The sequence below is a fragment of the Arthrobacter sp. JDC6 genome (assembly GCF_056484025.1).
Map to the genome: position 1 here is coordinate 641,734 of NZ_CM151278.1, position 21,275 is coordinate 663,008.

Below are 21,275 nucleotides of genomic sequence, written 5' to 3' on the forward strand. Positions count from 1 at the left end.
GTAGTCCTTCGGGTCTGGTGGTTCAGTGGGTGGCGCCGACGACGCCAAGATCGGTGAGGAGGCCGCGGCGGAGGGCTTCATGCCCGGCCGCATCGGCGGAGGATCGGATCTCCGGCGTTACCGGGCGGACGGTGGCGATGCGGCCGTGGTCCAGGACCACGATCCGGTCTGCAAGCGCGATGGCCTCGTCCACGTCGTGCGTGACCAGCAGGACGGCTGGGCGGTGCGCGGCCACCAGGTCCTGGAGCAGCCCGTGCATCCTGATCCGGGTCAGCGCATCCAGGGCGCCGAACGGCTCGTCGGCCAGCAGCAGCTGGGGTTCGCGGACCAGTGAACGGGCCAGCGCCACGCGCTGCTGTTCGCCGCCGGACAGCTGGTGCGGCCATGCTTTTTCACGTCCGGCGAGCCCCACTTCGGCGAGGGCCTTGCGGGCGCGGGCTTCGGCGTCGTGCTCCCGGACGCCCAGGGTGACATTGCCCAGCACGCTGTCCCAGGGCAGGAGCCGCGAGTCCTGGAAAACCACGGAGACGCGGTCCGGGACGCTGATCACGCCGCTGCCCCGGACGTTGTGGTCCAGGCCGGCCAGGGCGCGCAGCAGGGTGCTTTTGCCGCAGCCGCTGGGTCCCAGCAGGGCCACGAACTCGCCGGGGGCGATGTTCAGGTCAACGCCGTTCAGGACACTCTTGGTACCGAAGCTGCGGATAAGCCCGCGGACTGAAACGGCGGAACGTACGGGACGTGCGGGGCCGATGGCGGTCAGCCCGCCAGGGTGCGCTGCCATGAGAGGGCCTTTCGTTCGATGAAGCGGACAATGCCGTCGGAGAGGAGGCCAAGGATGCCGTAGACGGCCAAGCCCAGGACGATGATGTTGGTCTGGCCGTAGGTGCGGGCGAGCTCCATCATGTAGCCGATGCCGCTGGTGGCGTTGATCTGCTCCACCACCACCAGGGACACCCAGGCGCCGGTCACGGCGAAGCGCAGGCCCAGGAAGAACCCGGGCAGGGCACCGGGGAGGACCACCTTGCGGATGAAGCCGGCCCGGCTGAGCCCCACGGTCTGTGCGAGCTCCACGAAGCGCAGGTCGATGCCGCGCAGGCCCGCATGCGTCTGCAGGTACACCGGGACAAAGACGCCCAGGGTGATGGTGAGGACCTTCATGGTCTCGTCGATGCCGAACCACAGGATCAGCAGCGGGATCAGGGCCAGGCCGGGGATGGCGCGCTTGATCTGCACGGGCCCGTCGATGAGGGCCTCACCCACCCGGCTCAGCCCGGACAGGAGCGCCAGGACGGCGCCCACCAGGATGCCGAAGAAGAGCCCCAGGCCGGCGCGCTGGGCGGAAATGGCCAGGTTCTCCTGGAGCCGGCCGTCCGCGATGAGCTCACCGGCGGTGGCCACCACGGTCCAGGGTTCGGAAAGGATGCGCGGGTCCAGGAGCCCTGTTGCGGAAGAGACTGTCCACAGCAGCAGCAAGGCGGACGGGCCCACCCAGGCGAGCTGCCGGCGTCGTCCGGGCCCCAGCCGCTTCCCTGCGGGCCGCACATCCGGCCGCCCTGCCGGTGCCGGATCCTGGTGGGCTGCCACCACGGGCCGGTCCAGTACGGCGCTCATGCGGCACCTGCCTTTCCGGCGGGCGCAAATGCCGTGCCGGCGAGGGCTTCAAACCTGCTGTCGTACAGGTCGGCCGCCGTCAGCTGCGGCTTCTTCTGCTCGCGGGCCAGGAGGTCGATGGTTTCCTGGTGCCTGGCGATCGCTTCGGTCCAGGCGGTGGGCAGGTCGCGCTTGCCGGTTGCATCGATCAGGTATTGGCCGTCCTCGCGGGACAGCCCCTGGTCCTTGACGTAGTAGCCGTCAAGCCACTGCGCCGGGTGGTCTTCGATCCAGCGCTGCGCCTTGCCCCAGACCTTCACGTAGGCGGCCAGGGCGGCGGCCTTGGCCGGATCGGCCAGGACCTTGGCGGGGGAGTAGAGGAGGCTGGGATCATCGCGCAGCCCGTGGCGGATGGTGGTGGCGCCGTCGGCCTTGAACTTGGCCAGGTAGCGCTTGATCTGGACCCCGCCCAGGGGAGCGGCGTCCACCTGTTTGCTGGCGAGTGCCGTGGCATAGGCGTCCCCGGTGCTGGGCAGCTCCACCAGCTTGACGTCCTCCTGCCTGAGCCCGGCCTTGTCCAGGATCCGCAGCACCAGCGCACCCTGCGCCTGGCCCGGGCTGTAGGCCACTTTCTTGCCGCGCAGGTCTTCCAGGCGGCTGATGCCCGCTCCCGGGGCGACGCCCAGCTCATAAATGGGATGGTTCACGGCATCCTGGCGGTAGCCCGCGGCGATGATGCGGACGTCGAGGCCGGTCCAGGTGGCGTGGATGGGCGGGATGTCCGCCACGGACCCCACGTCCAGGGCGTTCGCCCGGAACGCCTCGGTTGTCTGCGGGCCGCCGGAGATGTTGGCGAACTCCACCGTGAAGCCGTCCAGGTCCTTGATCAGGCCGGACAGTTCCAGCGCCACTTTGATGCTGGGATCGCCCACCTTGATGGTGGTCCCGGCGGGCACCGAGGCAGCCAGCGGTTCCAGGGCGCCCTGGCTGATGCGGGCGCCGCCTGCGGTGGCGGTCCCGCCGCAGGCGGACAGCAGGCCGACGGCGGGAATCGCCAGAAGTGCGCCCAGCGCACGGCGGCGGGTGAATGCCGGGGAGCCGGGGCTGGAGTGGGGCGGGGGTGCTGGGAAGGACATGGTGTTCCTTTCGGGGAAAGATTCCGGGTACGACGACGGCCCCCGGGGTGTGTGCCCGGGTGGACGTGTGAGGTGGGTGGGGCCGTCGGCGCGGCGGCGTGCCCGCGCTTTGGGCTGGTGCTTACGGCCTGGCCGGTGCCGTGAAAACACTCAAGCACGGTCCGCAGGGCGTTGGCCAGCAGCACGCAATGGAGGCTAAACGCTGCGAAACGGCGCTACTTATGGCGCCATCCGGCCGACAAACGCGGACCAATGGGGACAAGCCAGGCAACGCGGAGCCACGAACCGCAACGGAGGTTAATGTGACTGGACGGCAAGGCGCGGGCGAAGGCCGGCGGCCGGTGAAGCCCTGTGGCCTAGGCGCGGACTTGGCCCTGGGCCATGTCCGCGATCTTTTCGGTGGCCGCCCAGGAGGCCAGGAGCTTGAGGGCCTCCTCGGAAGGGCTGCCGGGAGTGGCGGGATACACGGTGAGCGTGTGCCCGGGGTCCTCTTCCAGGCCCAGGACCTGGTAGTTCAGTTCCAGGAGGCCCACCACGGGGTGCTGGAAGAACTTGGTCCCCGCGTAGTGGCGGCGGACGTTGTGCGCTGCCCAGAGCGTGCGGAACTCGTCACTCCGCATGGACAGCTCACCGATGAGTTCGGCGATGCCCTTGTCATGCGGGTTGCGGCCCGCCTCGCGGCGGAGGATGGCCACATTGGTGTTGGCGGCCCGGTCCCAGTCGGTGTAGAAGTTGTGGGCCCGGGGGTCAAGGAAGATGAACCGGGAGTGGTTGGCCGGCCGTGACGGGGCACGGTACATGTCCGAGTAGAGGGCGTAGCCCAGGGTGTTGGCGGCCACGATGTCCATCCGGTTGTTGCCGATGAACGCAGGTGCCCCGGTGATGGTGTCCAGGAGGTACTGCAGCTCGGGCCGCACTTTCGAGGGCGCGGACCCGCCTGCGCCCGCAGCCCTCTTCCGGCCCGACGTGTTGGCCGCCCGGGCCAGGTCGTAGAGGTGGTCGTGTTCCGCGCGGTCCAGTTCCAGGGCACCGGCAATGGCATCCAGGACACTGTCCGAAACGCCGCTGAGGTTCCCGCGTTCCAGCCGGGTGTAATAGTCCACGCTGACGCCCGCCAGCCGGGCCACCTCCTCGCGGCGCAGCCCCGGTACGCGCCGCCGGCCGCCGTACGGTTCGATGCCGGCCTGCTCAGGGGTGATGCGCCCACGGCGGGAGGACAGGAACTGTCGGACCTCGGCTCGGTTATCCATGGGGACCACGTTACGACCATCGGCATCGCCCTAAGGAGGTTCTGCCAGAACCAGTTACAGCAGGGCCCTCGCTAACGTTCCCCGGGCCGGGTTTGATGGGATTGTCCGTTTTCAGCTTTCCACCCCTTGGAGGACCCAGCATGCGCGCAGCCATCATGCACGCCCCCGGAGACGTGCGCGTCGAGGACCGTGACAAACCCGCCATCAGGCAGCCCAGCGACGCGGTCATCAAACTCGTTGCCGCCTGTGTCTGCGGGTCCGACCTCTGGCCCTACCGGGGCGCAGACAAACTGGCCAAACCCATGCCGATGGGCCACGAATACGTGGGAATCGTCGAAGAAGTGGGCGCCGACGTGAAGAATGTCCGCCCCGGCCAATTCGTGGTTGGCTCCTTCTTCGCCTCGGACAACACCTGTGAGATCTGCCGCTCCGGCTACCAAAGCGGCTGCGTCCACCGGCAGGGCGTGGGCGGTGCGCAGGCTGAGTACCTGCGCGTCCCGCTGGCGGACGGCACCCTGGTGGCCACGCCGGAGATGCCCGACGCCGGCATGGTTCCGTCGCTGCTTGCCGCCTCCGATGTCCTGGGCACGGGATGGTTTGCCGCCAAGGCGGCCGAAGCGGGACCAGGCAAAACCGTGGCGGTGGTGGGCGACGGCGCCGTGGGGCTTTTGGGGATCCTGGCCGCACAGCAGATGGGCGCCGAACGCATCATTGCCATGTCCCGCCACGCCGACCGGCAGGCCCTGGCCCGCGAATTCGGCGCCACCGACATCGTCGAGGAGCGCGGGGACGCAGGCGTGAAGAAGATCAAGGAACTCACGGGCGGGCTCGGCGCACACTCGGTCATCGAGGCCGTTGGCACGCAGGAATCCATGCTGCAGGCAATCCACGCCACCCGTGCCGGCGGCCATGTGGGCTTCGTCGGTGTCTCCCATGACGTGGCGCTGCCAGGCCGGGACCTGTTCTACTCGCACGTCCACCTGCACGGCGGTCCCGCTCCGGTGCGGCAGTACCTTCCCGAGCTGATCGACCTGATCCTCCGTGGCGACATCAACCCCGGAAAGGTGTTCGACCTCGAACTCCCCTTGGACCAGGCAGCAGAGGCGTACAAGGCCATGGACGAACGCCGCGCCATCAAGGTGCTCCTCCGGCCCTGACGTTTCACCGGCTTGGCCAGGCTGCAGAGGGTAGGACTGCCAAGACCAGGTACAACAGGGCCACGCTGGCCCCACCTTTTCCGGGGTTTGATCCGAACAACCCCGGTAGCATTTCAGTTATCCCCCAACAGATCACAGGAGAACCATGACTACCGTCAAGGCTTATGCATCCCCGTCCGCCACGGAGGACCTGGTGGCAACCACCATTGAGCGCCGCGAGGTGGGTCCCCACGACGTCATGATCGACATCAAGTTCGCCGGCATCTGCCACTCGGACATCCACACTGTCCGCGGCGACTGGGGCCCGCAGCAGTACCCGCTGGTTCCCGGCCACGAAATCGCGGGCATCGTTACAGAGGTGGGCTCCGCGGTGACCAAGCATGCCGTTGGCGACCGTGTTGGTGTTGGCTGCATGGTCAACTCCTGCAAGGAGTGCGCCAACTGCCAGAAGGGCGAGGAACAGTACTGCCTCAAGGGCAACGTTGGCACGTACGGCGCCGTTGACCGCGACGGCACCATCACCCAGGGCGGCTACTCCACCCACGTTGTGGTGACCGAGGACTTCGTGGTGACCATCCCCGAGGGCATCGAACTCGATGTGGCCGCACCGTTGCTGTGCGCCGGCATCACCACCTACTCCCCGCTGCGGCACTGGGGCGCCGGTCCCGGCAAGAAGGTCGCCGTCGTCGGCCTCGGCGGCCTGGGCCACATGGCCGTCAAGCTCGCCCACGCCATGGGCGCCGACGTGACTGTTCTGTCCCAGTCGCTGAAGAAGCAGGAAGACGGCCTGCGCCTGGGCGCTGACAGCTACTACGCCACCAGCGATCCCGCCACGTTTGAGGTGCTCGCCGGCTCCTTCGACCTCATCATCAACACGGTCAGCGCTTCAATCGACATCAGCTCCTACCTCGGCCTGCTGAAGCTTGACGGCGCACTGGTCAACGTTGGTGCTCCTGCCGAGCCGCTTCCCGTCAATGCGTTCGCACTGATCGGCGGCCGCCGCTCCTTCGCCGGTTCCATGATCGGCGGCATCCGCGAGACCCAGGAGATGCTCAACTTCTGCGCCGAGCACGGCCTGGGCGCCGAGGTCGAGGTCATCCCGGCTGAGAAGATCAACGAAGCCTACGAGCGCGTCCTTGCCTCGGACGTCCGCTACCGCTTCGTGATCGACACCGCCACCCTCTAAAGCACCACCGCCGCGCGGCGGGCCGGCTCCGAAAGGGGCCGGCCCGCCGTCGTCCGTGGCAGAAGCAGCAGCCGTGGCAGAAGCATCAACCCGCTACGGGGCGAGACTCTTGAGGATTGCCGCCGCGGGGCCGTCCACGGCATGCCGGTAGTTGATGCCGGCCCACAGGTTCAGCCAGTCCGGCTCGCCGGCGGCTGCAGCCGCTGCCCGCAGGGGAGTGGTCAGGTGGTGGATCTCCGGGTAGCCGTAGGGGGCATCGGGGTCGTGGCGGCGCATGAATTCGTTGTAGAGGCCGCGGGCGTTGCGGCCCGAGAAGGCGCGGGTGACGGCGGTGGTGGTGAACCGCTCCGATGACGACAACGCGGCCCGGTGCGCCGCCTTGGTTCCCGCTTCATCCGCGCGGAGGAAGGCGGTTCCGGCCTGGACCGCCGCGGCACCCACGCCGAGGGCAGCCCGCGTGTCATCGGGCGTGGCAATCCCGCCGGCCGCGATGAGCGGCACCTCAAGGTCGGAGAGCTCTTCGAGGATGCCATGCAGGGGCACCTCGGGAGGCGGAACATCCGCCTTGAACGTCCCGCGGTGGCCGCCGGCTTCCGGGCCCTGGACGCACAGGGCGTCGGCGCCTGCTTCAAGCGCCTGAAGCGCTTCGCCGCGGTCCGTCACCGTGGCGACCACATACACACCCTGCTTTTGGAGGGCCTGGACCACCCCGGTAGCGGGAACGTCGAAGGTGAAGGACACAACGGCCGGCGCGAGCTCCAGCAGGACCTCGAGCTTTTTGTCCCAGTCGTCATGGTCATGCCGTGGCTCGCCCAGGCTGACACCGAAGCGCTCGGCGTCAGGGACCAGGGACGCCGCGTACTGCTGAAGGGACGCCGGGCTGATGACCGACGGCTGGGGAACGAACAGGTTGACCCCGAACGCCCGGCTGGTGAGTGAGCGCACCGTCTCAATCTCGGAGCGCATCGCCGCGGCGGTCTTGTATCCGGCCGCGAGGAAGCCGAGGCCGCCGGCGGCAGTGGCGGCCGCCGCGAGCTGAGGTGTGGAGGGCCCGCCAGCCATCGGCGCCTGGATGACCGGCACTGCCAGGGACCCGAGGCTGAACCGGCCGGGCTTTTGCTGGGTATCCATGTTTCCTCCCCGTCCTGCTGCGCGTACCTCACGAATGCTACGCCGTTCCGCGCTCCCGCTCGACGGGGCAGTGGGAACCGCCCGCGTCAGGGTGACCCGGCTTCGACCAGGAGCTTTAGGTTCTCAAGCGTCTGTTGGCGTGCCCGTTCCTGCATGCGCTCGATGATGAGTTCATCCGCAAACTTTCCTATTGCGCTCCCGGGCACGTTGTAGTCGAACTCAGCCGTCACCAGCGTTCTGCCGCTCCCATCGGGGGCGTAGTCCCACGTCTGCCAGCCCTTGAGGGGGCCATCGAACTCGAGGCGCACCCGCTGTCCACCGTCCGCGGTCTGCTCCCTGCCGGTTACCCGCGTGGTGACGTGGAAGGGAACGCCGGCCATGAGGTATTTGTGCTCGACGACCGTGCCCACGCCGCCGTCGCCCTCGATCTTTTCGGCCTCGCCCAGGTTGACCCACCACGAGGCCCAGTGCCTGGGGTCGGATGCCACCTCCACGACGCGCTCCACGGGTGCTTGAATCGGCATGCTCACCTTGATATGCCCCATCGGATCCTCCTCGTGTTCTCTGCCGGCTTGTTTGGGGATGGCCAGGTGCCGCTGGCGGCCCCTGGCCATCGACGCTATAGGTGCCGTGCGGGGGCGGCTAGGGGCCTAAGCCCTGGGGCTTGCACATCTGCGTGGTTGTTCCGTCGCTGAATTTATGCGATTGGTGCCACTGCTGCTGCGGGCAGCAAAAAAGGCGCGGACGACGGCGGGTGGTTCCCCGGCGTCGTCCGCGCCCCCTGGTGGTGGGAGTGCCTAGAGGGCCAGTGCCGCCTCGTCGCCGCGCACACTCAGGGTGAAGGTGTTGGGCCCGCTGCACGTGACAGCGATGCGGCAGGTGGTGGTGTTGTGGCGCGACGACAGGTCGCTGACCGCGGAATCGAGGGTCTCGTGGAGTGAGGTACGGTCCCAGATCTTCAGGGTCACGGATTCGGCAGTATTAAACGTCATTGTTCAGACTTTCCTGTATCAAGCCGGCGCTGCGTCCGGTCAATTGGCCTGTCCGCGCTCAGAGGATCGGTGGCCGGTGCTCACCGGTGGGCCTCATTGCGTCACCAGGATGTCGAGGGCCGATGTGTCCGGCCCTGCCCTTCCATAGTGCCCATGACGAAAGTGCCTGCTCAACCAGAATGCCCTATTATTGCGAGTGATTCTCATCACTTGTGAGCGGGCGCACAGTCCGCTCCGGCGTTTACGGAAGCGCAGTGCTGCTCCACGCCTTTGCTCGTCGGCTTCGATCAGCTGGTCCGGCCCCCGGTCCATTTGGCATTCATCTTTTACCCCCACCCGGATCGGCATTAAGGCTGCCCCTCGCCACGATCTCCTGCGCAATCTCCTGGATCCGGCGGTTGCCGGATGCGGCAGCGGCCTGGAGGAGGTCCAGTGCGCCGTCCCGGCCGCCGCGGGCCTGGAGCATAACCAGCGCAATGGCCGCGTCAACCACCGCGCGCGACTTCAGTGCGGCCCGCAGGTCCTCGGAAAAGACCTCAGGGGCGTGGAGCCGCAGTGCGAGCCGAAGGATGCGGGACATCGACGCCGCCTGGTCCTCCACCAGCTTGACGGTCTCGGGGTCGAAGGCATGGACAGCATGGGCGTAGCAATTGAGGGCCGCTTGGGAAAGGGGCTCCGTGCGGATGGGTACCGCCAAAACCGAGCGCACACCCAGCTTTGCAACGGCATAGGTGTACGGTGCCCACCTCTGGTCAAGCTGCAGGTCGTCGATCAATACGCTGCGCTGCTCCCTGAGCGCGGCGAGGCATGGGCCTATGCCAAAGGCGTACTGGGTCTCGTCCAGCCGGCGGCCCTCTTCGCTGCTGTAGGCAAACGTGGACAGGGCGCCGTCGCGCTCCACGGTGACCGTACATGCCACCGGCGCCCCGTCGCCCCCCAGCTGCGACGCGGATATGGTCGCAAGGCCCAGGAGGAACTGCGAAAATTCCGGGGTGTTGAGCAATAAATCCTGATACTGGTCTGCGGTGGTGACTGCATCGTTGTTGGCCATAAGGCCTCAATCCCTAGTTGCGCCAGTGATCCTTTATTCGACACTACGCCTGTAAAGGGGATTCCGAACAGGGTTTGATGCCCGTCTCACTGATGCTGCTTCAGGGGCCTGGCGCGGCGGCGCCTGGTTCGCTGCCGCCGTCGTCATCCCCTTCCGCATCCCCATCCGCATCCTCTTCCCCGTCCTCCGGCCTGGATGTGAAGTCATTGGAGTAGGGCGCACGGGGCCGCGGCCGCTCGTCAATCAACTCGTTCGCCGCAAGCGCCAGCAGGTCGCGCTGGATCGGCGGCAGCGAGAGAAGGCCCTGCAGGTAGGCCTCCACCTCATATTCGCCTGCGTCTCCGGACATGCCAAAGTACTTCAACCACAGCTCCGACACGGAGATATCCGCTGCCCTGAGGGCTGCACGGAGCCGGCGCCTTTGTTCCGGTTCGTGTGGATCGAAACCCATCCGCGCTGCCTAAATCCCGGACGCCGGCGTCCCGGCCAGAATGGATTCGCTGATGTTCAGCAGGGTGGTGCGCTCGTTCCGCGCCTGGTTCATCAGCTGTTGCAGCGCCGCCTTGTGCGTCGTGCCCAGGCGTTCCATCACCACACCGCAGGCGCGGTTGATGACATCCCTGCTGTGGAGCGAAGTCTGCAGCCCTTCCGTCATTTTGCGCGGAGCTTCGCTTCCTTGGACGTGCGACAGAAGGGTCGCGGCCGGCCCGGCGAACAGTTGAATCAGCCGCACGCTGGTTTCGTCGTAGCCGGACGGTGTGGCGGCATACAGTTTGAGGGCGCCGATCGCTTCCTTGCCGGCCATCAACGGTGCACTCACCACTGACCGGATGGGCAGTTCCCGGACCGAGTCCCGCCATAGCGGCCACCGCATGTCGTCGTGGAGGTCCTGGACCAGGACGGGAATCTCTGCCGCCCAGGCTGTCAGGCAGGGACCTTCGCCATGGCGGTACTGTTCGGCGTCAGCCTGTTCCACCACCCCGTCGGTGTAGCCGCTGCTGGTCCGCCGGCCCCGGGAGTCAAGCAGGGACACGCCAGCACCGATGGTGCCCGGGACTGACTCCTTGGCGGCCCGCGCCAGGAGGCTGACCGCGGTGCCCACCTTTTCCTCTGTCAGCAACAATCCCTGAATCCGAGCAATCACAATGCTGAGCTCGTCAATGGGCAGGTGCTGGGGCATCTCTCCAGCATATGTTAACCACTTGGCGTCTCCACGCGCCGCTTGGCTGCAACAGTAGGATTGCAGCATGTCGACATCAGCAGATAACGAGTCGGTCCGTCAGCTGCAGGAAATCCTGGTGGGCGCGGAGGGCATTGTGGATTTCCTGTCCGGGCTGTCGGGCATGGCTGCCGCAGCGGTCTCCGAAGCTGCGAACGACACGATCGAGTGTGCTGTCACCCTCAAAGTCCGGCGGCGTCCTGCCACTGCAGCCGGCAGCAGCGACCGTGCGCTGGAGCTCGACCACATAGAGCAGCTGTTGGGCGACGGGCCTTGCGTCCGTGCCCTCCGGGAGATGACTCCGATCATGATTGACGACGTCGCAGAAGACCCGAGATGGCCGGACTTCAACAAGAAGCTGGCCGAACACAGCGTGCGCAGCAGCCTTGGCGTGCCGTTGGTGATAACCGGTGATGCAAGGGCGGCGTTGAACTTTTTCGCCGCCAAACCCCACGCGTTCACCGCTGATGTATACGATAAGGCAGTTGGTTTCGCTGGTGCCGCCCACAACACCATGCAGCTCTCCGTGCGCATCAACACGAGCGAAAACCGGGCCGACGACCTGGAAGCCGCCCTTGAGAGCAGGACCGCCATCAATCTGGCCTGCGGCGTGATCATGGCGCAGAACCGGTGCTCGCAGGAAGAGGCGATGGAGATCCTCACCAAGGTCTCAAGCAACCGCAACCGTAAGCTCCGGGATGTTGCCAAGGAACTGATTGAGCAGTTGTCCGGCACCAGCGTCCGCACGCACTTCGACTCGTAGCCGGCAGGTTGCCAACCTGATCCCGGCCCGGTCAGTATGCAGATCTTACGGATACGACGGCGGTCCCTCCGCTTCGGTGAACGTCCCAACAGTGGCCGCTGCCGATGACGTCGTAGTCCCCGTCGCCCAAGGCCGCTAAAACCACGGCTGTTTGCTCGTCAATGGCCACCGTCCTTTCCACCAGGCCAGCTGCCACGGCGCCCACGGCACGGCTCAAGGTCCCGGCCTGGGCGGCATGGACATCCACGGAAAACCCGGCCAGCCCCAGACCCTCGCGGATATCCACTGAGTCCAGGCCCTCCGAGCACTCTTCGCCGCAAACTTCCACTCCGTTGACCTTGTATCCGCCAACCAACGCCCGCCGGGGTGCCACCATGGCGCCGGCGGAAAACCCCAGATAGGGTGCGCCGTCGGCAACCAGGCGCCGTATCGTTGCGGCCGCGGGGTGCAGGGCCTCCCAATAGGCCGGTGTGAGACCGCCGCCCACCACCACCGCATCGACTTTCGCGAAAGCGCCGGGGTCGGCAGGCTTGCCGTCTGGAAGCGGTACGGCAGCAATTTCGCACTCGATCCTGGCCTGGAGGGGTTCGGCGCAGGCGGCCACGAGTTCCTGCAGGTTGCCGCCGCGTTGGTGCACGGCTACGGCGATGCGGGGAGTCCGGCGGCCGGCATGTTCCCGGACGTCGAGTGCGAACCGGTCGAAGACCTCCTGGAATGCCAGCGGATCCGGGCCCGCCCCGGCGAGGAAGATGCTCATGGCCTTCAAGATACCGGCACGGCCGGGGTGCCCACGGCAGGACCATTGACGCACGTCCAACTGAGGGCTAATCTACAACCAAATGGTTGTAGATACGCTGACTGAGACTGAACTGGACCGCCTCTTCCAGGCGTTCGCCGATTCCACCAGGCGGGACATCGTCCGCCGGGTGACTGTCGGCGAGTACTCCGTTTCCGGCCTGGCAGCGCTTTATGCCATGAGTTTTGCGGCCGTCCAGAAGCATGTGGCGGTGTTGGCGCGGGCATCCCTGGTCACCAAGGAAAAACGCGGAAGGGAGCAGATCGTGCGGGGCAATCATGAAGGACTGCGGAAAGCCCGGCAGCTGCTCGACGAATATGAACAAATCTGGCGGCAGCGCGCCGCCAGGATGGCAGACATTCTCGCTGAAGGTTAGGAAGGCATTGCCATGGCAGTCATCACTATGGACAAGAACCCGGAGGCGCTGACCCTCACCCTGGTCGCAGAGTTCGACGCCGGCGTCGATCGTGTGTGGCAGCTGTGGGAGGACCCCCGCCAGCTGGAGCGCTGGTGGGGCCCACCCACTTGGCCGGCCACATTCCACAAACTGGAATTCGTCCCCGGCGGCCGTGCCAACTACTACATGACCGGCCCGGAGGGGGAGAAGGCCCACGGCTGGTGGGAATTCACAGCGATTGATGCCCCGCGGACGCTGCAGTTCGACGACGGGTTCGCGGACGACGACGGCAATCCCACCGGCGACCTGGGCGTCACCCACGCCACGGTCACGTTGGAGCCGCTGGGGGAGCGTACCCGCATGACCATCCAATCGTCCTTTGAATCCGAGGAGCAGTTGGAGCAGATGGTGGCCATGGGCATGGAGGAGGGCCTGAAGGGAGCCGTGGGCCAGATCGACGGCATCCTCGCCGAGCACGCCAACGCCTGACTGCACGGTTGCCACGACGAACTCCCGCCACAGCATCTGGTGGGCGGACGACGGCGGGACGTCCCGCCGTCGTCCGCCCACCTTTGCCGTTGAACAAGGAAGCCGCCCGTTGAAATACTTGAAGGTGGTTCAGGCCGAGGGAAGGCGGTGGCAGCAATGAGCGGCGGGACAGGGGATTTCCGGAAGCGCCTGGAGAGGGCAGTGGAGCTCCGTTCATACCGCGGCGCCGGCATCAGTGCCGAGGAGGAAGCCGCGCTGGACGCCCTCGACGAGAGGGAGCGTGAGAAGCGGAGGAAAGTCAGTGATGCCGCCCGCGCCGAGTACCTGGTCCGGGACGCCATGGCACAGGGCAAGTTCGACAACCTCAAGTACGCGGGCAAACCGATCCCCGGCCTGGGGGACTCGTACGATCCCGACTGGTGGGTCAAGGGGCTGATCCAGCGGGAACATATCAGCGGCCTGGGCCCGGCTGCCATCCTGCTCCGCGCCGAGGACGCTGAGCTCGAAGCCAAGCTGGATACCCAGTACACCGAGCAGCAGGTCCGGGACCTCCTTCAGGATTTCAACCGGCGCGTGATCGATGCCCGCCGCCAGCTGCAGGGCGGGCCGCCGGTGGTCACCAAGACCCGTGACGTGGAGGAGGAAGTGGAGCGCTGGCGCAGCCGGCGTGCGGCGCGGAGTGTGGAAGTTCCTGCCGAACCGGAGCCCCAGCGTTCCTGGTGGAAGCGGTTATGGAAGGGGACGGGCCAGGAATAAGGGTTCCACTGCTCATGGAGCCGACTGGCAGATGGGGGGACAGTTAACGGCGGTCAGCTGGTTTTCCACATAGGGCTTTTGGGTGGCTGTCGCTGTCGGACCCTGAGGTCTGCCGCTCCGCTGAAGCCAGGGCCTACGGCTTCGGGGTAGGGCTGGGACCAATCATCGAAGCGGGAGGCGGCGCGAACGGGGTTGCGGGATAAAGCGGCGCCACCTTGAGCATGTAGTTGGCCCACTGTGGACCGGCGATCATGTATCCGTCCAGCCGGGGGTAGAAGGTGCCGTTGATGGTCACGTTTTGTCCTGGCCGCTTTTGGCCTTCCAGGGCATCCCCGAAGAAGGAAGCGGTGACCATGCCGGTGGTGTATCCCACCACCCAGGTGGAACCGTTGTTGTTCGAGGTCCCGGTCTTGGCTGCGGTGGGGACCTTGTCATGGACCTTCGGGTTGATCCAGACACCGGAGCCCTTCTTCAGGACATCCTGCAGTACCGAGTTGACGCCGCGGGCTACGTCCGGTTTGACGGCATCGTGGCAGTCCGGGGCCTGGGCGGGCAGCTTCGCCCCGGCTGCATCCGTGACATCAACCAGTCCAATGGGTGCGCAGAAGCGGCCGTCCGTGGCGAAAGTGGCAAAGGCATTGGCAAGGGTAAGGGGGGCAACGCCGGTTCCGCCCAGCAGGTTGCCCAGCTGGTGCATGTTGACCGGGGTGCTGTCGAGGCCACTGTGCAGCCCGACGGCATCCACCATTTTCTGGATGCCGCAGAAGTCCAGCTGTGCCGCCGCGGCGAAGGTGGCGGTATTGATCGAGTTGTACAGGCCGTAGTTGACGGGCATCGGCCGGTAGAAGCCGTCCTCGGCATTCTGCAGGTCGTCGGCAGCACCAAGGGCGGGGTTTGCCTGCGCGGTGCTGTAGGCTCCCAGCACCTTTCCGCAGCTGTCCTTCCACGGGAACCCCAGGGGATAGACGCGGCGTGAGGCGTCCACTTCGGCGGTGATCGACTTTCCCTCGTTCAGCCACTCCGCAAAGGTGAAGGGCTTCATGGTGGACCCGGGCTGGAAACCTCCGGCGCCGTTCAGGTCGTTGCCCTGGGCGTCCTTGGCATCCACGTTGAAGTTGAGGTTGGTGTCGAACTTGCCGGGTTGCGGAAGGAACACCGTGTTTTGGGCCATCGCCAGGATCTTGCCGCTGCCGGGCTGGATGGTTAGCAGCGAAGCTGCCCACCGGTCAGGATTTGCGCCTGCGGTTCCGTCAACCTGGGCCTGTGCGGCGGCCTGAAGCCTGCTGTCCAGGGTGGTGACGATAGTGAGCCCACCCCGGTACAGCCTTCGTTCCCGCTCAGGTTCCGTCGGGCCGTAGGCAGGATTGTTGAGGATCAGGTGCGAGATGTAATCGCAGAAGTACGGCGCGATGGCCGCATTGGCGCAACCCTGCTGCTGGGGCGTGATCTTCAATTCAATCGGAGCGGCCACGGCCTCGTCATGCTGGGCCTGGGTGATCTTGCGCAGGCGCAGCATCTCGGACAGGACCTGGTTGCGGCGCACAATGGACTTGTCCGGGTTGGTGGCCGGGTTGTACAGGGTTGGGCTGTTGACCAGCCCGGCCAGCAAGGCTGCCTGGGGAAGGGTGAGGTCTTTCGCGCTGGTGCTGAAGAAGTAGCGTGCCGCGGCTTCAATTCCGTAGGCGTTGCTGCTGAAGAACACGATGTTGAGGTAACCCTCAAGGATCTGGTCCTTGGTGTACTTCTTCTCCAGCGTGATGGCGAGCTTCATTTCCCGCAGTTTGTCGCCAAGGGTCTTCTGCCCGTTCAGCACCACCGCGTCCGGCCTGTCCTGTGAGAGCTGTGCCTCGTTCAGGACGTTGGTGACGTACTGCTGGGTGATGGTCGAGGCGCCCTGCTCGCCGCCCTTGGTCAGGTTGGACACCATCGCCCGCAGGATCCCCTGCGGATCAACACCCGCATGGTCGTAAAACCTGCTGTCCTCGATGGCGACAATGCCGGTCTTGATGAAGGGCGACATCTGGTCCAGCGGTACCCGCACACGGTTCTCCGCGTAAAACGTGGCGATCGGTTGCCCATCGGCGGTCAGGACCTTCGTAGCCTGCGACGGCGGCTGCACCGTCAATTCCGCCGGCAGGCTTTCGAAGAAGCCAATGGAGGAACTGACGCCCATCCCGGCGGCTGCCACAGCCGGAACCACCAGGCTGGCTGCCAGCACGCCGCACATGACGCTCGCTGCAAGGAACCCCAGGATCCGTCCCAGGGCCGCGCCAAAACCGCCCCTGCGCTTCCGCTTCTTCACCATTCCTCAGCCCTCGTCCTGTGAGGTGGGAACAGGATACGCCCCTGCCAAGGGCCGAAACAGTGGCGGAAGGTCAGGATTTGGTCACACCAAACCATTGACCGAGCGATAGTTACCGACATATCGTTAACTATCGCTGAACAAAACAGCGAGCTTCTGAAAACGAAAGGACCATGCCACCATGAAAGGCATATTTGATGACAGGAATCCCGGCCCGGAATTCGGCAAGGGCCGCTTCGAGCGGGGGAGGGGCCACAGGGGACCGCACGGGCACCGGGGTCCGGGCTTTGGTCCCGGTTTCGGACCTGGTTTTGGACCTGGTTTCGGACCCGGATTCGGGCCGGGCTTTGGCCCGGGTTTCGGGCGGGGCGGCCGGCGGGCCAGCCGGGGCGATGTCCGTGCAGCCATCCTCTCGCTCCTTGCGGAGGCGCCATCCAATGGTTACGGACTGATCAAGACCATCGCCGCAAAGACCGGCGGAATGTGGCGGCCAAGCCCGGGATCCATTTACCCCACGCTCCAGCAGTTGGTGGATGAGGGCCTGATCGAGGCGCTCAGTGAAGGCCGCGGGACCGAGTTCGCACTCACGGACGCAGGCAGGGCCTATGTGGCAGAGCATGCCGAGGAGATGGAGAACGCCTGGAACGCCGAACCGGACAGCGCCGACAGGGACTTCCACCAAAGCATCGGCAAGCTCCTGGGCGCCATCCATCAGTTCCGCACCGGCGTGACCCAGGAACAGCGTGCTGCTGCGATCGAGAAGATGGACGAAACCCGCCGGGCGCTTTACAAAATCCTTGCGGACTAGATCCTTAGGCCGCGGCTGCGGAAGCTACGCGAAGGAGTCTTCCCGGGCGTGCCGCTCCGCGGGAGCAGCAGCGGTTGGGATGTGCGCAGCTGCCTGGCGCAGGGGGTTGAAGCCTGCTCCGATCTCGCCGAACGCGTAGGCGGTCTCGGCGTGCTCGGACAGGTCCACGCCGGCGGTCTCGGCCTCGTGGCTGACGCGGAAGCCCACCGCCTTGTTGATGACCCGCGCAATGACCGCCGTGCCAAGTCCGGACAGCAGCAGGGTGATGACGACGGCGGCTGTCTGGGCGATGAGCTGCTGGACACCGCCGCCGTAGAAGAGGCCGCCGCCCTGGCCGTTCACGGGGAGGGCGATGAATCCCAGGGACAGGGTGCCAATGAGGCCGGCCCCCAGGTGGACGCCCACCACGTCCAGGGAGTCATCAAGGCCGAACCGGTACTTGAGGTCCACGAATACGCAGCATGCCGCTCCCGCCACCAGGCCCAGGCCGATTGCTGCCACCGGGCTGACGTTGGCGCAGGAAGGGGTGATGGCCACAAGGCCGGCCACAACGCCGGAGGCGGCGCCCAGGGAGGTGGGGTGCCCGTGGCGGATCTTTTCGGTGATGAGCCAGGTGAGCATGGCCGCGGCGGGGGCCACCAGCGTGTTGATCCAGATGAGGCCGGCCTGTTCAGCGCTGGTTGCGGCGCCGCCATTGAAGCCAAACCAGCCGAACCACAGGATGGCCGCGCCCAGCATGATGAAGGGCAGGTTGTGGGGGCGGTGATTGGGGTCCTTAGCGAAGCCGTGGCGCTGGCCCACGATGATGGCCAGCACCAGCGCGGCAGTTCCTGAACTGATTTCCACCACGGCGCCACCGGCGAAATCGATGACCTGGCCGAAGATTGCGGTGACGGCCCCGCCTGCACTCATCAGCCCGCCACCCCAGATCATGTAGGCGAGAGGGCAGTAGATCAGGGTGATCCACACGGGAACGAACAGTGCCCATGCGCTGAACTTCGCGCGGTCGGCGATGGCGCCGCTGATCAGGGCCACGGTGATGATGGCGAAGGTGGCGCTGTAACCGGCCTTGAGGAGGTCCGGCGAGCCCATCAGGTTCTGCAGGCCGAAACTCGTGAAGGGATTGCCGAAGAGCCCCAGGATGCCGTCTCCGGTAGTCATGGAGTAACCCCAGAGAACCCACACCACGCCCACGATCCCGGCGGAGATGAAGCTCATCATGATCATGTTCAGCGCGGCCTTGGCGCGGGTCATGCCGCCGTAGAAGAGGCCGAGCCCAGGGGTCATCAGCAGTACCATGGCGGCCGAAATCATCAGCCAGACGTGTTGGGCAGTGATTTCCACCGGTGGGTCCCTTCGCAACGTGATCTTGGTCCGGGGCCCGTTTTGGCCCCAAGCATTTCCCCCGGGATCCATTTTTGGCGTCGCGTGTTTCAGTCAATGCCGCTTAAAGTTGCAGGCACGTTACACAAATCGCTCCCGCGTGAAGTTCACGTATCCGGTATGTTTCGGGAATGTAAACGGCTTCTCTGGCCGGAGCCACCCACGCTGGCACCTTCCCAAAACTTCCCCGCCGGCACAGGCGACGCAGCGCACCTAAGGTGAGAAACGCCGTCGTACCCTGCTTGGCCTTCTGTTTCAGAGCTATGAACGGCAGCTCACAGGTCAGAACCTGCGCGCGTTGGCCAGGACCGGCAGGTTGGCCCGTACGTCGGCCACCGTGGCGGGGTCAATATCGACGACGGCGAGTTCGGGTTTTCCGCCAAGGGTCACCAGCGGTTTGCCGAGTGGGGTCACAACCGCGCTGTGGCCGATTCCCGTGGGTGCTGTTCCGGCGGGACCAGCGCCGACGGTTTCGGGATCCCCTTGGCCGCAGGCAATCACGAACGCGGTGCTGTCCAGCGCCCGTGCGCGAACCAGCAGGTCCCACTGCTCGGCCTTGCCCTCCCCGGCGCCCCAGGATGCGCACACGATGTTCACCTGCGCCCCCGCGTTCGCGTTTGCCGTGAACAGGCCGGGAAAGCGCACGTCGTAGCAGGTGGCAAGGCCGAAGACGGTCCCGTCGAGTTCGAACGTAACCGGCCCTTCCCCTGCGTCCACTGTCTTGGACTCCGTGAACCCAAAGGCATCGAAGAGGTGGATCTTGTCGTAGGAAGCATCCACACCGGGTCCGGTGACCAGCAGCGTGTTGCGGACGCGGCCGTCCTTCCCCGGCGTGAACATGCCGGCCACAATCGTGATCTCCAGCTCCCGGGCCATCCTGCGGACCTCGCTGGCCCACGGGCCGTCGAGGGGCTCGGCAATGTCCCTGAGGGAGTGCCCGAACGCGCGCATCGTCGCTTCGGGAAACACAACCAACTGCGCGTCCGCATTACTGGCCTGCGCGGCGTAGTCCCACATCAGTTCAAGGTTGGCGGCGGTGTCTGCACCGCTGATGATCTGCGCTACTGCAATACGCATTACTGCCGGTAGCCCTCAACCTCGCTGATGGGGCGGGCCTCGGCGTCGTTCGGGTTCTCCCCGGAATCCTTCTTGGCCCGGCGCTGGCGCAGCAGGTCCCAGCACTGGTCCAGGCTTTCTTCCACGTACTTCAACCGCGCCGGGTCCGGGGCCTGCCCGCTGCCCGATCCCTCGCGCAGCGAGTGCTCCTCCTCCACCAGGGCCTGGATGTGCGTCAAAATGTCCTGATCATTCATGGCTTCCCCTAACTCCGGACCGGTCACCTTCAGCGTACGGATCAGGTGCTGAAGCCACCAGTCCCCGCGCGGTACCATCAACTTCATGCCCACTGCGCTCGATATGGCAGGTCCCATCCTGGAAGTGCTCACCTGGTTGTGCCTGCCCGCCGGGCTGGGACTGCTTTTCTACACCGGCTTCCTCCGCCGCTTCGTGCACCCCTGGGACGTGGCCGAGGCCGTGGTGTACTCCGATTCCACCGGCGTGGGGTTCCGCTGGTTCGACCGGAAGCACCAGGTCCACAACGCCCCCATGTCTCCCTACGACATCAGGGACATGGCGGCGGGAGACACCCTCCCCATCTATTACCACCCCAAGCGCCCAACGCAGTGGCAGACCACCGCGCCGGAGGAAGCCGGCAGGACAGCCTCGGTCCTGGGCCGCTGCCTGACGGCGATCGGCTCGGTAGCGCTCCTGGCCGGCTTCGTCCTGCCGATGTTCTAGGAACCGGCTGTGTTCTACGGACTGATCAGGACCACAACAATGCCAAGTCCGCCAAGGACCACTCCGGCGAGAGCGGTCCAGAGCACGGCAGGCAGGTCCGCTTCGATGCTTTCGCCTGCCAGGCCATGGGACCTGGCCCGGTACCGGCGGCGCTGCGTGAGGTAGATGGCAAGGGCGGCGCCGCCGGAAATCGCCGGCAGCATCAGGATGGGTAACCCGTAGACGGGTAGCCAGCGCAGGAAGAAGGCGCTCGCCGTCACCAACGCCAGCATGGTGCGGCCCCATGCCAGGGCGGTCCGCTCGGGCTGGAGGCCGGGATCGCCGTGGGGGCTGGGAGCATGGGCTGCCACAGGCTCAGCGCCAGAGGATAAAGACCAGGACGACGGCGGCAGCCAACGCGCCTGCCCCGGCCAACAGGGGCACAAAAAACGGCAGGGGCAGCGGGGCCCTGGTGCGCATGCTCCGCTCCACCCGAAGCCACCGCACCGCGGCACCACCGCTGAGCATCATGCCCAGCAGCAGCAGGAGGACGGCGAGGCCTTTACGGACAGGCTCAACAAAAAGTCCGGACGTGAACGCCTCAACGGCAATGCCGCCTGCCAGCAGCGCCAGCGACGTGCGGATCCAGGCGAGGAAGGTGCGCTCGTTGGCAAGCGTGAAGCGGGGGTCCGGTTCCTCGCCGCCGGGGAGCAGCCGTTCGGCCATTTTTCCGCGCGGGGGCGGGCCGGGCGGCTGCTCACTGTTGGTCACCCGGCCAGTTTAGCCGCCGCTCCGCGGGGCAAACATGATCACGGCGACACCCAGCAGGCAAACCAGGGAGCCTGTGATATCCCACCTGTCAGGGCGGAAGCCGTCAAAGACCATGCCCCATGCCAAGGAACCTGCCACAAACACCCCGCCATAGGCCGCCAGGATCCGGCCGAAGTGCGCGTCCGGCTGCAGGGTGGCCACGAAGCCGTAGGCGCCGAGCGCGACCACGCCAAGTCCGGCCCACCACCAGTCCCTGCCTTCGCGGACGGACTGCCACACCAGCCAGGCGCCGCCCATCTCCGCTGCCGCGGCCAGCACGAAC

General features: G+C 66.1%; 26 protein-coding genes. 8 read left to right on the forward strand and 18 right to left on the reverse strand.

Annotation, left to right across the window (positions count from 1 at the left end):
• Positions 1-22: 22 nt before the first annotated feature.
• The 4 genes from ACV095_RS02925 to ACV095_RS02940 form a co-directional block, all read right to left on the reverse strand.
• Positions 23-781, reverse strand: a complete 759-nt coding sequence (locus ACV095_RS02925; protein ID WP_478222875.1) for an ABC transporter ATP-binding protein — start codon at positions 779-781, stop codon at positions 23-25.
• A complete protein-coding gene (locus tag ACV095_RS02930) occupies positions 757-1,611 on the reverse strand; it encodes an ABC transporter permease (protein ID WP_223992704.1) in 855 nt (284 codons plus the stop codon). Before ACV095_RS02930 ends, ACV095_RS02925 begins: the two co-directional genes overlap by 25 nt.
• Positions 1,608-2,726 carry an ABC transporter substrate-binding protein gene (locus ACV095_RS02935; protein WP_056391507.1) on the reverse strand — a complete coding sequence of 373 codons (1,119 nt, stop codon included), beginning with the start codon at positions 2,724-2,726 and terminating at the stop codon, positions 1,608-1,610. Before ACV095_RS02935 ends, ACV095_RS02930 begins: the two co-directional genes overlap by 4 nt.
• A gap of 356 nt (positions 2,727-3,082) precedes the next feature.
• A complete protein-coding gene (locus ACV095_RS02940) occupies positions 3,083-3,976 on the reverse strand; it encodes a helix-turn-helix transcriptional regulator (protein ID WP_026265975.1) in 894 nt (297 codons plus the stop codon).
• 140 nt (positions 3,977-4,116) lie between these two features.
• On the opposite strand from ACV095_RS02940, the gene ACV095_RS02945 reads away from it, so the two are divergent.
• Together ACV095_RS02945 and ACV095_RS02950 are read left to right on the forward strand one after the other, a co-directional pair.
• Positions 4,117-5,133: a zinc-dependent alcohol dehydrogenase family protein gene (locus ACV095_RS02945; RefSeq protein ID WP_018770613.1), complete on the forward strand. Its 1,017-nt coding sequence runs from the start codon at positions 4,117-4,119 to the stop codon at positions 5,131-5,133.
• A gap of 145 nt (positions 5,134-5,278) precedes the next feature.
• Positions 5,279-6,319: an NAD(P)-dependent alcohol dehydrogenase gene (locus tag ACV095_RS02950; protein WP_018770612.1), complete on the forward strand. Its 1,041-nt coding sequence runs from the start codon at positions 5,279-5,281 to the stop codon at positions 6,317-6,319.
• 93 nt (positions 6,320-6,412) lie between these two features.
• Here ACV095_RS02950 and ACV095_RS02955 read toward each other — a convergent pair whose 3' ends face one another.
• The 6 genes from ACV095_RS02955 to ACV095_RS02980 all read right to left on the reverse strand — a co-directional run bounded on the left by ACV095_RS02955 (position 6,413) and on the right by ACV095_RS02980 (position 10,673).
• Positions 6,413-7,450, reverse strand: coding sequence for a nitronate monooxygenase (locus tag ACV095_RS02955; protein WP_478222876.1), 1,038 nt, complete (start codon positions 7,448-7,450; stop codon positions 6,413-6,415).
• An 86-nt stretch (positions 7,451-7,536) separates the two neighbouring features.
• Positions 7,537-7,974, reverse strand: coding sequence for an SRPBCC family protein (locus ACV095_RS02960; RefSeq protein ID WP_478222877.1), 438 nt, complete (start codon positions 7,972-7,974; stop codon positions 7,537-7,539).
• Positions 7,975-8,247: 273 nt separating this feature from the next.
• Entirely contained in the window at positions 8,248-8,442 is a 195-nt protein-coding gene (locus tag ACV095_RS02965) for a hypothetical protein (protein WP_018770610.1), read from the reverse strand.
• A gap of 319 nt (positions 8,443-8,761) precedes the next feature.
• A complete protein-coding gene (locus tag ACV095_RS02970) occupies positions 8,762-9,493 on the reverse strand; it encodes a GAF and ANTAR domain-containing protein (RefSeq protein WP_018770609.1) in 732 nt (243 codons plus the stop codon).
• 100 nt (positions 9,494-9,593) lie between these two features.
• Entirely contained in the window at positions 9,594-9,944 is a 351-nt protein-coding gene (locus ACV095_RS02975) for a hypothetical protein (RefSeq protein ID WP_478222878.1), read from the reverse strand.
• Positions 9,945-9,953: 9 nt separating this feature from the next.
• Entirely contained in the window at positions 9,954-10,673 is a 720-nt protein-coding gene (locus ACV095_RS02980) for a GAF and ANTAR domain-containing protein (RefSeq protein WP_223992695.1), read from the reverse strand.
• 67 nt (positions 10,674-10,740) lie between these two features.
• Between ACV095_RS02980 and ACV095_RS02985 the strand changes: the two genes are divergently transcribed.
• Positions 10,741-11,475 (forward strand): GAF and ANTAR domain-containing protein, encoded by a 735-nt coding sequence (locus ACV095_RS02985; RefSeq protein WP_018770606.1) that lies wholly within the window; start codon positions 10,741-10,743, stop codon positions 11,473-11,475.
• Between the two features lie 31 nt (positions 11,476-11,506).
• Here the strand turns inward: ACV095_RS02985 and ACV095_RS02990 are convergent, their stop codons facing one another.
• Positions 11,507-12,232: a Type 1 glutamine amidotransferase-like domain-containing protein gene (locus ACV095_RS02990; protein ID WP_478222879.1), complete on the reverse strand. Its 726-nt coding sequence runs from the start codon at positions 12,230-12,232 to the stop codon at positions 11,507-11,509.
• 82 nt (positions 12,233-12,314) lie between these two features.
• Between ACV095_RS02990 and ACV095_RS02995 the strand changes: the two genes are divergently transcribed.
• From ACV095_RS02995 to ACV095_RS03005, 3 genes are all read left to right on the forward strand, one after another.
• The gene (locus ACV095_RS02995; RefSeq protein ID WP_018770604.1) at positions 12,315-12,647 is read left to right on the forward strand and encodes an ArsR/SmtB family transcription factor; all 333 of its coding nucleotides are present in this window, start codon (positions 12,315-12,317) and stop codon (positions 12,645-12,647) included.
• 12 nt (positions 12,648-12,659) lie between these two features.
• Positions 12,660-13,157 carry an SRPBCC family protein gene (locus ACV095_RS03000; RefSeq protein ID WP_018770603.1) on the forward strand — a complete coding sequence of 166 codons (498 nt, stop codon included), beginning with the start codon at positions 12,660-12,662 and terminating at the stop codon, positions 13,155-13,157.
• A 156-nt stretch (positions 13,158-13,313) separates the two neighbouring features.
• Positions 13,314-13,913, forward strand: a complete 600-nt coding sequence (locus ACV095_RS03005; RefSeq protein ID WP_018770602.1) for a DnaJ family domain-containing protein — start codon at positions 13,314-13,316, stop codon at positions 13,911-13,913.
• Positions 13,914-14,046: 133 nt separating this feature from the next.
• On the opposite strand, the gene ACV095_RS03010 is transcribed toward ACV095_RS03005, so the two are convergent.
• Entirely contained in the window at positions 14,047-16,218 is a 2,172-nt protein-coding gene (locus ACV095_RS03010; RefSeq protein ID WP_478222880.1) for a transglycosylase domain-containing protein, read from the reverse strand.
• 178 nt (positions 16,219-16,396) lie between these two features.
• On the opposite strand from ACV095_RS03010, the gene ACV095_RS03015 reads away from it, so the two are divergent.
• Entirely contained in the window at positions 16,397-17,023 is a 627-nt protein-coding gene (locus ACV095_RS03015) for a PadR family transcriptional regulator (protein WP_018770600.1), read from the forward strand.
• A 24-nt stretch (positions 17,024-17,047) separates the two neighbouring features.
• Here the strand turns inward: ACV095_RS03015 and ACV095_RS03020 are convergent, their stop codons facing one another.
• The 3 genes from ACV095_RS03020 to ACV095_RS03030 all read right to left on the reverse strand — a co-directional run bounded on the left by ACV095_RS03020 (position 17,048) and on the right by ACV095_RS03030 (position 19,719).
• Entirely contained in the window at positions 17,048-18,367 is a 1,320-nt protein-coding gene (locus ACV095_RS03020) for an ammonium transporter (protein WP_018770599.1), read from the reverse strand.
• A 321-nt stretch (positions 18,368-18,688) separates the two neighbouring features.
• On the reverse strand, positions 18,689-19,483 hold the full coding sequence (locus ACV095_RS03025) for a carbon-nitrogen hydrolase family protein (RefSeq protein WP_142070975.1): 795 nt from the start codon (positions 19,481-19,483) through the stop codon (positions 18,689-18,691).
• Positions 19,483-19,719: a DUF2630 family protein gene (locus ACV095_RS03030; RefSeq protein WP_026265973.1), complete on the reverse strand. Its 237-nt coding sequence runs from the start codon at positions 19,717-19,719 to the stop codon at positions 19,483-19,485. The genes ACV095_RS03025 and ACV095_RS03030 overlap by 1 nt, the downstream gene beginning before the upstream one ends.
• Positions 19,720-19,804: 85 nt before the next feature.
• On the opposite strand from ACV095_RS03030, the gene ACV095_RS03035 reads away from it, so the two are divergent.
• Positions 19,805-20,203: a hypothetical protein gene (locus tag ACV095_RS03035; RefSeq protein ID WP_018770596.1), complete on the forward strand. Its 399-nt coding sequence runs from the start codon at positions 19,805-19,807 to the stop codon at positions 20,201-20,203.
• A 14-nt stretch (positions 20,204-20,217) separates the two neighbouring features.
• Here the strand turns inward: ACV095_RS03035 and ACV095_RS03040 are convergent, their stop codons facing one another.
• From ACV095_RS03040 to ACV095_RS03050, 3 genes are read right to left on the reverse strand one after another with little or no spacing between them, the layout of a single operon-like run.
• A complete protein-coding gene (locus ACV095_RS03040; protein ID WP_144600246.1) occupies positions 20,218-20,553 on the reverse strand; it encodes a DUF202 domain-containing protein in 336 nt (111 codons plus the stop codon).
• Positions 20,554-20,557: 4 nt separating this feature from the next.
• Complete coding sequence (locus tag ACV095_RS03045; RefSeq protein ID WP_056391475.1) at positions 20,558-20,953, reverse strand: YidH family protein; 396 nt, start codon at positions 20,951-20,953, stop codon at positions 20,558-20,560.
• A 9-nt stretch (positions 20,954-20,962) separates the two neighbouring features.
• A complete protein-coding gene (locus ACV095_RS03050) occupies positions 20,963-21,250 on the reverse strand; it encodes a YnfA family protein (RefSeq protein WP_478223409.1) in 288 nt (95 codons plus the stop codon).
• Positions 21,251-21,275: the final 25 nt, after the last annotated feature.

What these genes read in the sequence shown, in the direction of transcription:
- ACV095_RS03000 (WP_018770603.1), top strand. Translation starts at nt 12,660, where the DNA reads ATGGCAGTCATCACTATGGACAAGAACCCGGAGGCGCTGACCCTCACC.
- ACV095_RS03025 (WP_142070975.1), bottom strand. Translation starts at nt 19,483, where the DNA reads ATGCGTATTGCAGTAGCGCAGATCATCAGCGGTGCAGACACCGCCGCC.
- ACV095_RS02980 (WP_223992695.1), bottom strand. Translation starts at nt 10,673, where the DNA reads ATGCCCCAGCACCTGCCCATTGACGAGCTCAGCATTGTGATTGCTCGG.
- ACV095_RS03035 (WP_018770596.1), top strand. Translation starts at nt 19,805, where the DNA reads ATGCCCACTGCGCTCGATATGGCAGGTCCCATCCTGGAAGTGCTCACC.
- ACV095_RS02960 (WP_478222877.1), bottom strand. Translation starts at nt 7,974, where the DNA reads ATGCCGATTCAAGCACCCGTGGAGCGCGTCGTGGAGGTGGCATCCGAC.
- ACV095_RS02955 (WP_478222876.1), bottom strand. Translation starts at nt 7,450, where the DNA reads ATGGATACCCAGCAAAAGCCCGGCCGGTTCAGCCTCGGGTCCCTGGCA.
- ACV095_RS02990 (WP_478222879.1), bottom strand. Translation starts at nt 12,232, where the DNA reads ATGAGCATCTTCCTCGCCGGGGCGGGCCCGGATCCGCTGGCATTCCAG.
- ACV095_RS02995 (WP_018770604.1), top strand. Translation starts at nt 12,315, where the DNA reads ATGGTTGTAGATACGCTGACTGAGACTGAACTGGACCGCCTCTTCCAG.
- ACV095_RS03015 (WP_018770600.1), top strand. Translation starts at nt 16,397, where the DNA reads ATGAAAGGCATATTTGATGACAGGAATCCCGGCCCGGAATTCGGCAAG.
- ACV095_RS02950 (WP_018770612.1), top strand. Translation starts at nt 5,279, where the DNA reads ATGACTACCGTCAAGGCTTATGCATCCCCGTCCGCCACGGAGGACCTG.
- ACV095_RS02985 (WP_018770606.1), top strand. Translation starts at nt 10,741, where the DNA reads ATGTCGACATCAGCAGATAACGAGTCGGTCCGTCAGCTGCAGGAAATC.
- ACV095_RS02975 (WP_478222878.1), bottom strand. Translation starts at nt 9,944, where the DNA reads ATGGGTTTCGATCCACACGAACCGGAACAAAGGCGCCGGCTCCGTGCA.
- ACV095_RS02940 (WP_026265975.1), bottom strand. Translation starts at nt 3,976, where the DNA reads ATGGATAACCGAGCCGAGGTCCGACAGTTCCTGTCCTCCCGCCGTGGG.
- ACV095_RS02935 (WP_056391507.1), bottom strand. Translation starts at nt 2,726, where the DNA reads ATGTCCTTCCCAGCACCCCCGCCCCACTCCAGCCCCGGCTCCCCGGCA.
- ACV095_RS02970 (WP_018770609.1), bottom strand. Translation starts at nt 9,493, where the DNA reads ATGGCCAACAACGATGCAGTCACCACCGCAGACCAGTATCAGGATTTA.
- ACV095_RS03050 (WP_478223409.1), bottom strand. Translation starts at nt 21,250, where the DNA reads ATGGGCGGCGCCTGGCTGGTGTGGCAGTCCGTCCGCGAAGGCAGGGAC.
- ACV095_RS03010 (WP_478222880.1), bottom strand. Translation starts at nt 16,218, where the DNA reads ATGGTGAAGAAGCGGAAGCGCAGGGGCGGTTTTGGCGCGGCCCTGGGA.
- ACV095_RS03005 (WP_018770602.1), top strand. Translation starts at nt 13,314, where the DNA reads ATGAGCGGCGGGACAGGGGATTTCCGGAAGCGCCTGGAGAGGGCAGTG.
- ACV095_RS02925 (WP_478222875.1), bottom strand. Translation starts at nt 781, where the DNA reads ATGGCAGCGCACCCTGGCGGGCTGACCGCCATCGGCCCCGCACGTCCC.
- ACV095_RS02965 (WP_018770610.1), bottom strand. Translation starts at nt 8,442, where the DNA reads ATGACGTTTAATACTGCCGAATCCGTGACCCTGAAGATCTGGGACCGT.
- ACV095_RS03030 (WP_026265973.1), bottom strand. Translation starts at nt 19,719, where the DNA reads ATGAATGATCAGGACATTTTGACGCACATCCAGGCCCTGGTGGAGGAG.
- ACV095_RS02930 (WP_223992704.1), bottom strand. Translation starts at nt 1,611, where the DNA reads ATGAGCGCCGTACTGGACCGGCCCGTGGTGGCAGCCCACCAGGATCCG.
- ACV095_RS02945 (WP_018770613.1), top strand. Translation starts at nt 4,117, where the DNA reads ATGCGCGCAGCCATCATGCACGCCCCCGGAGACGTGCGCGTCGAGGAC.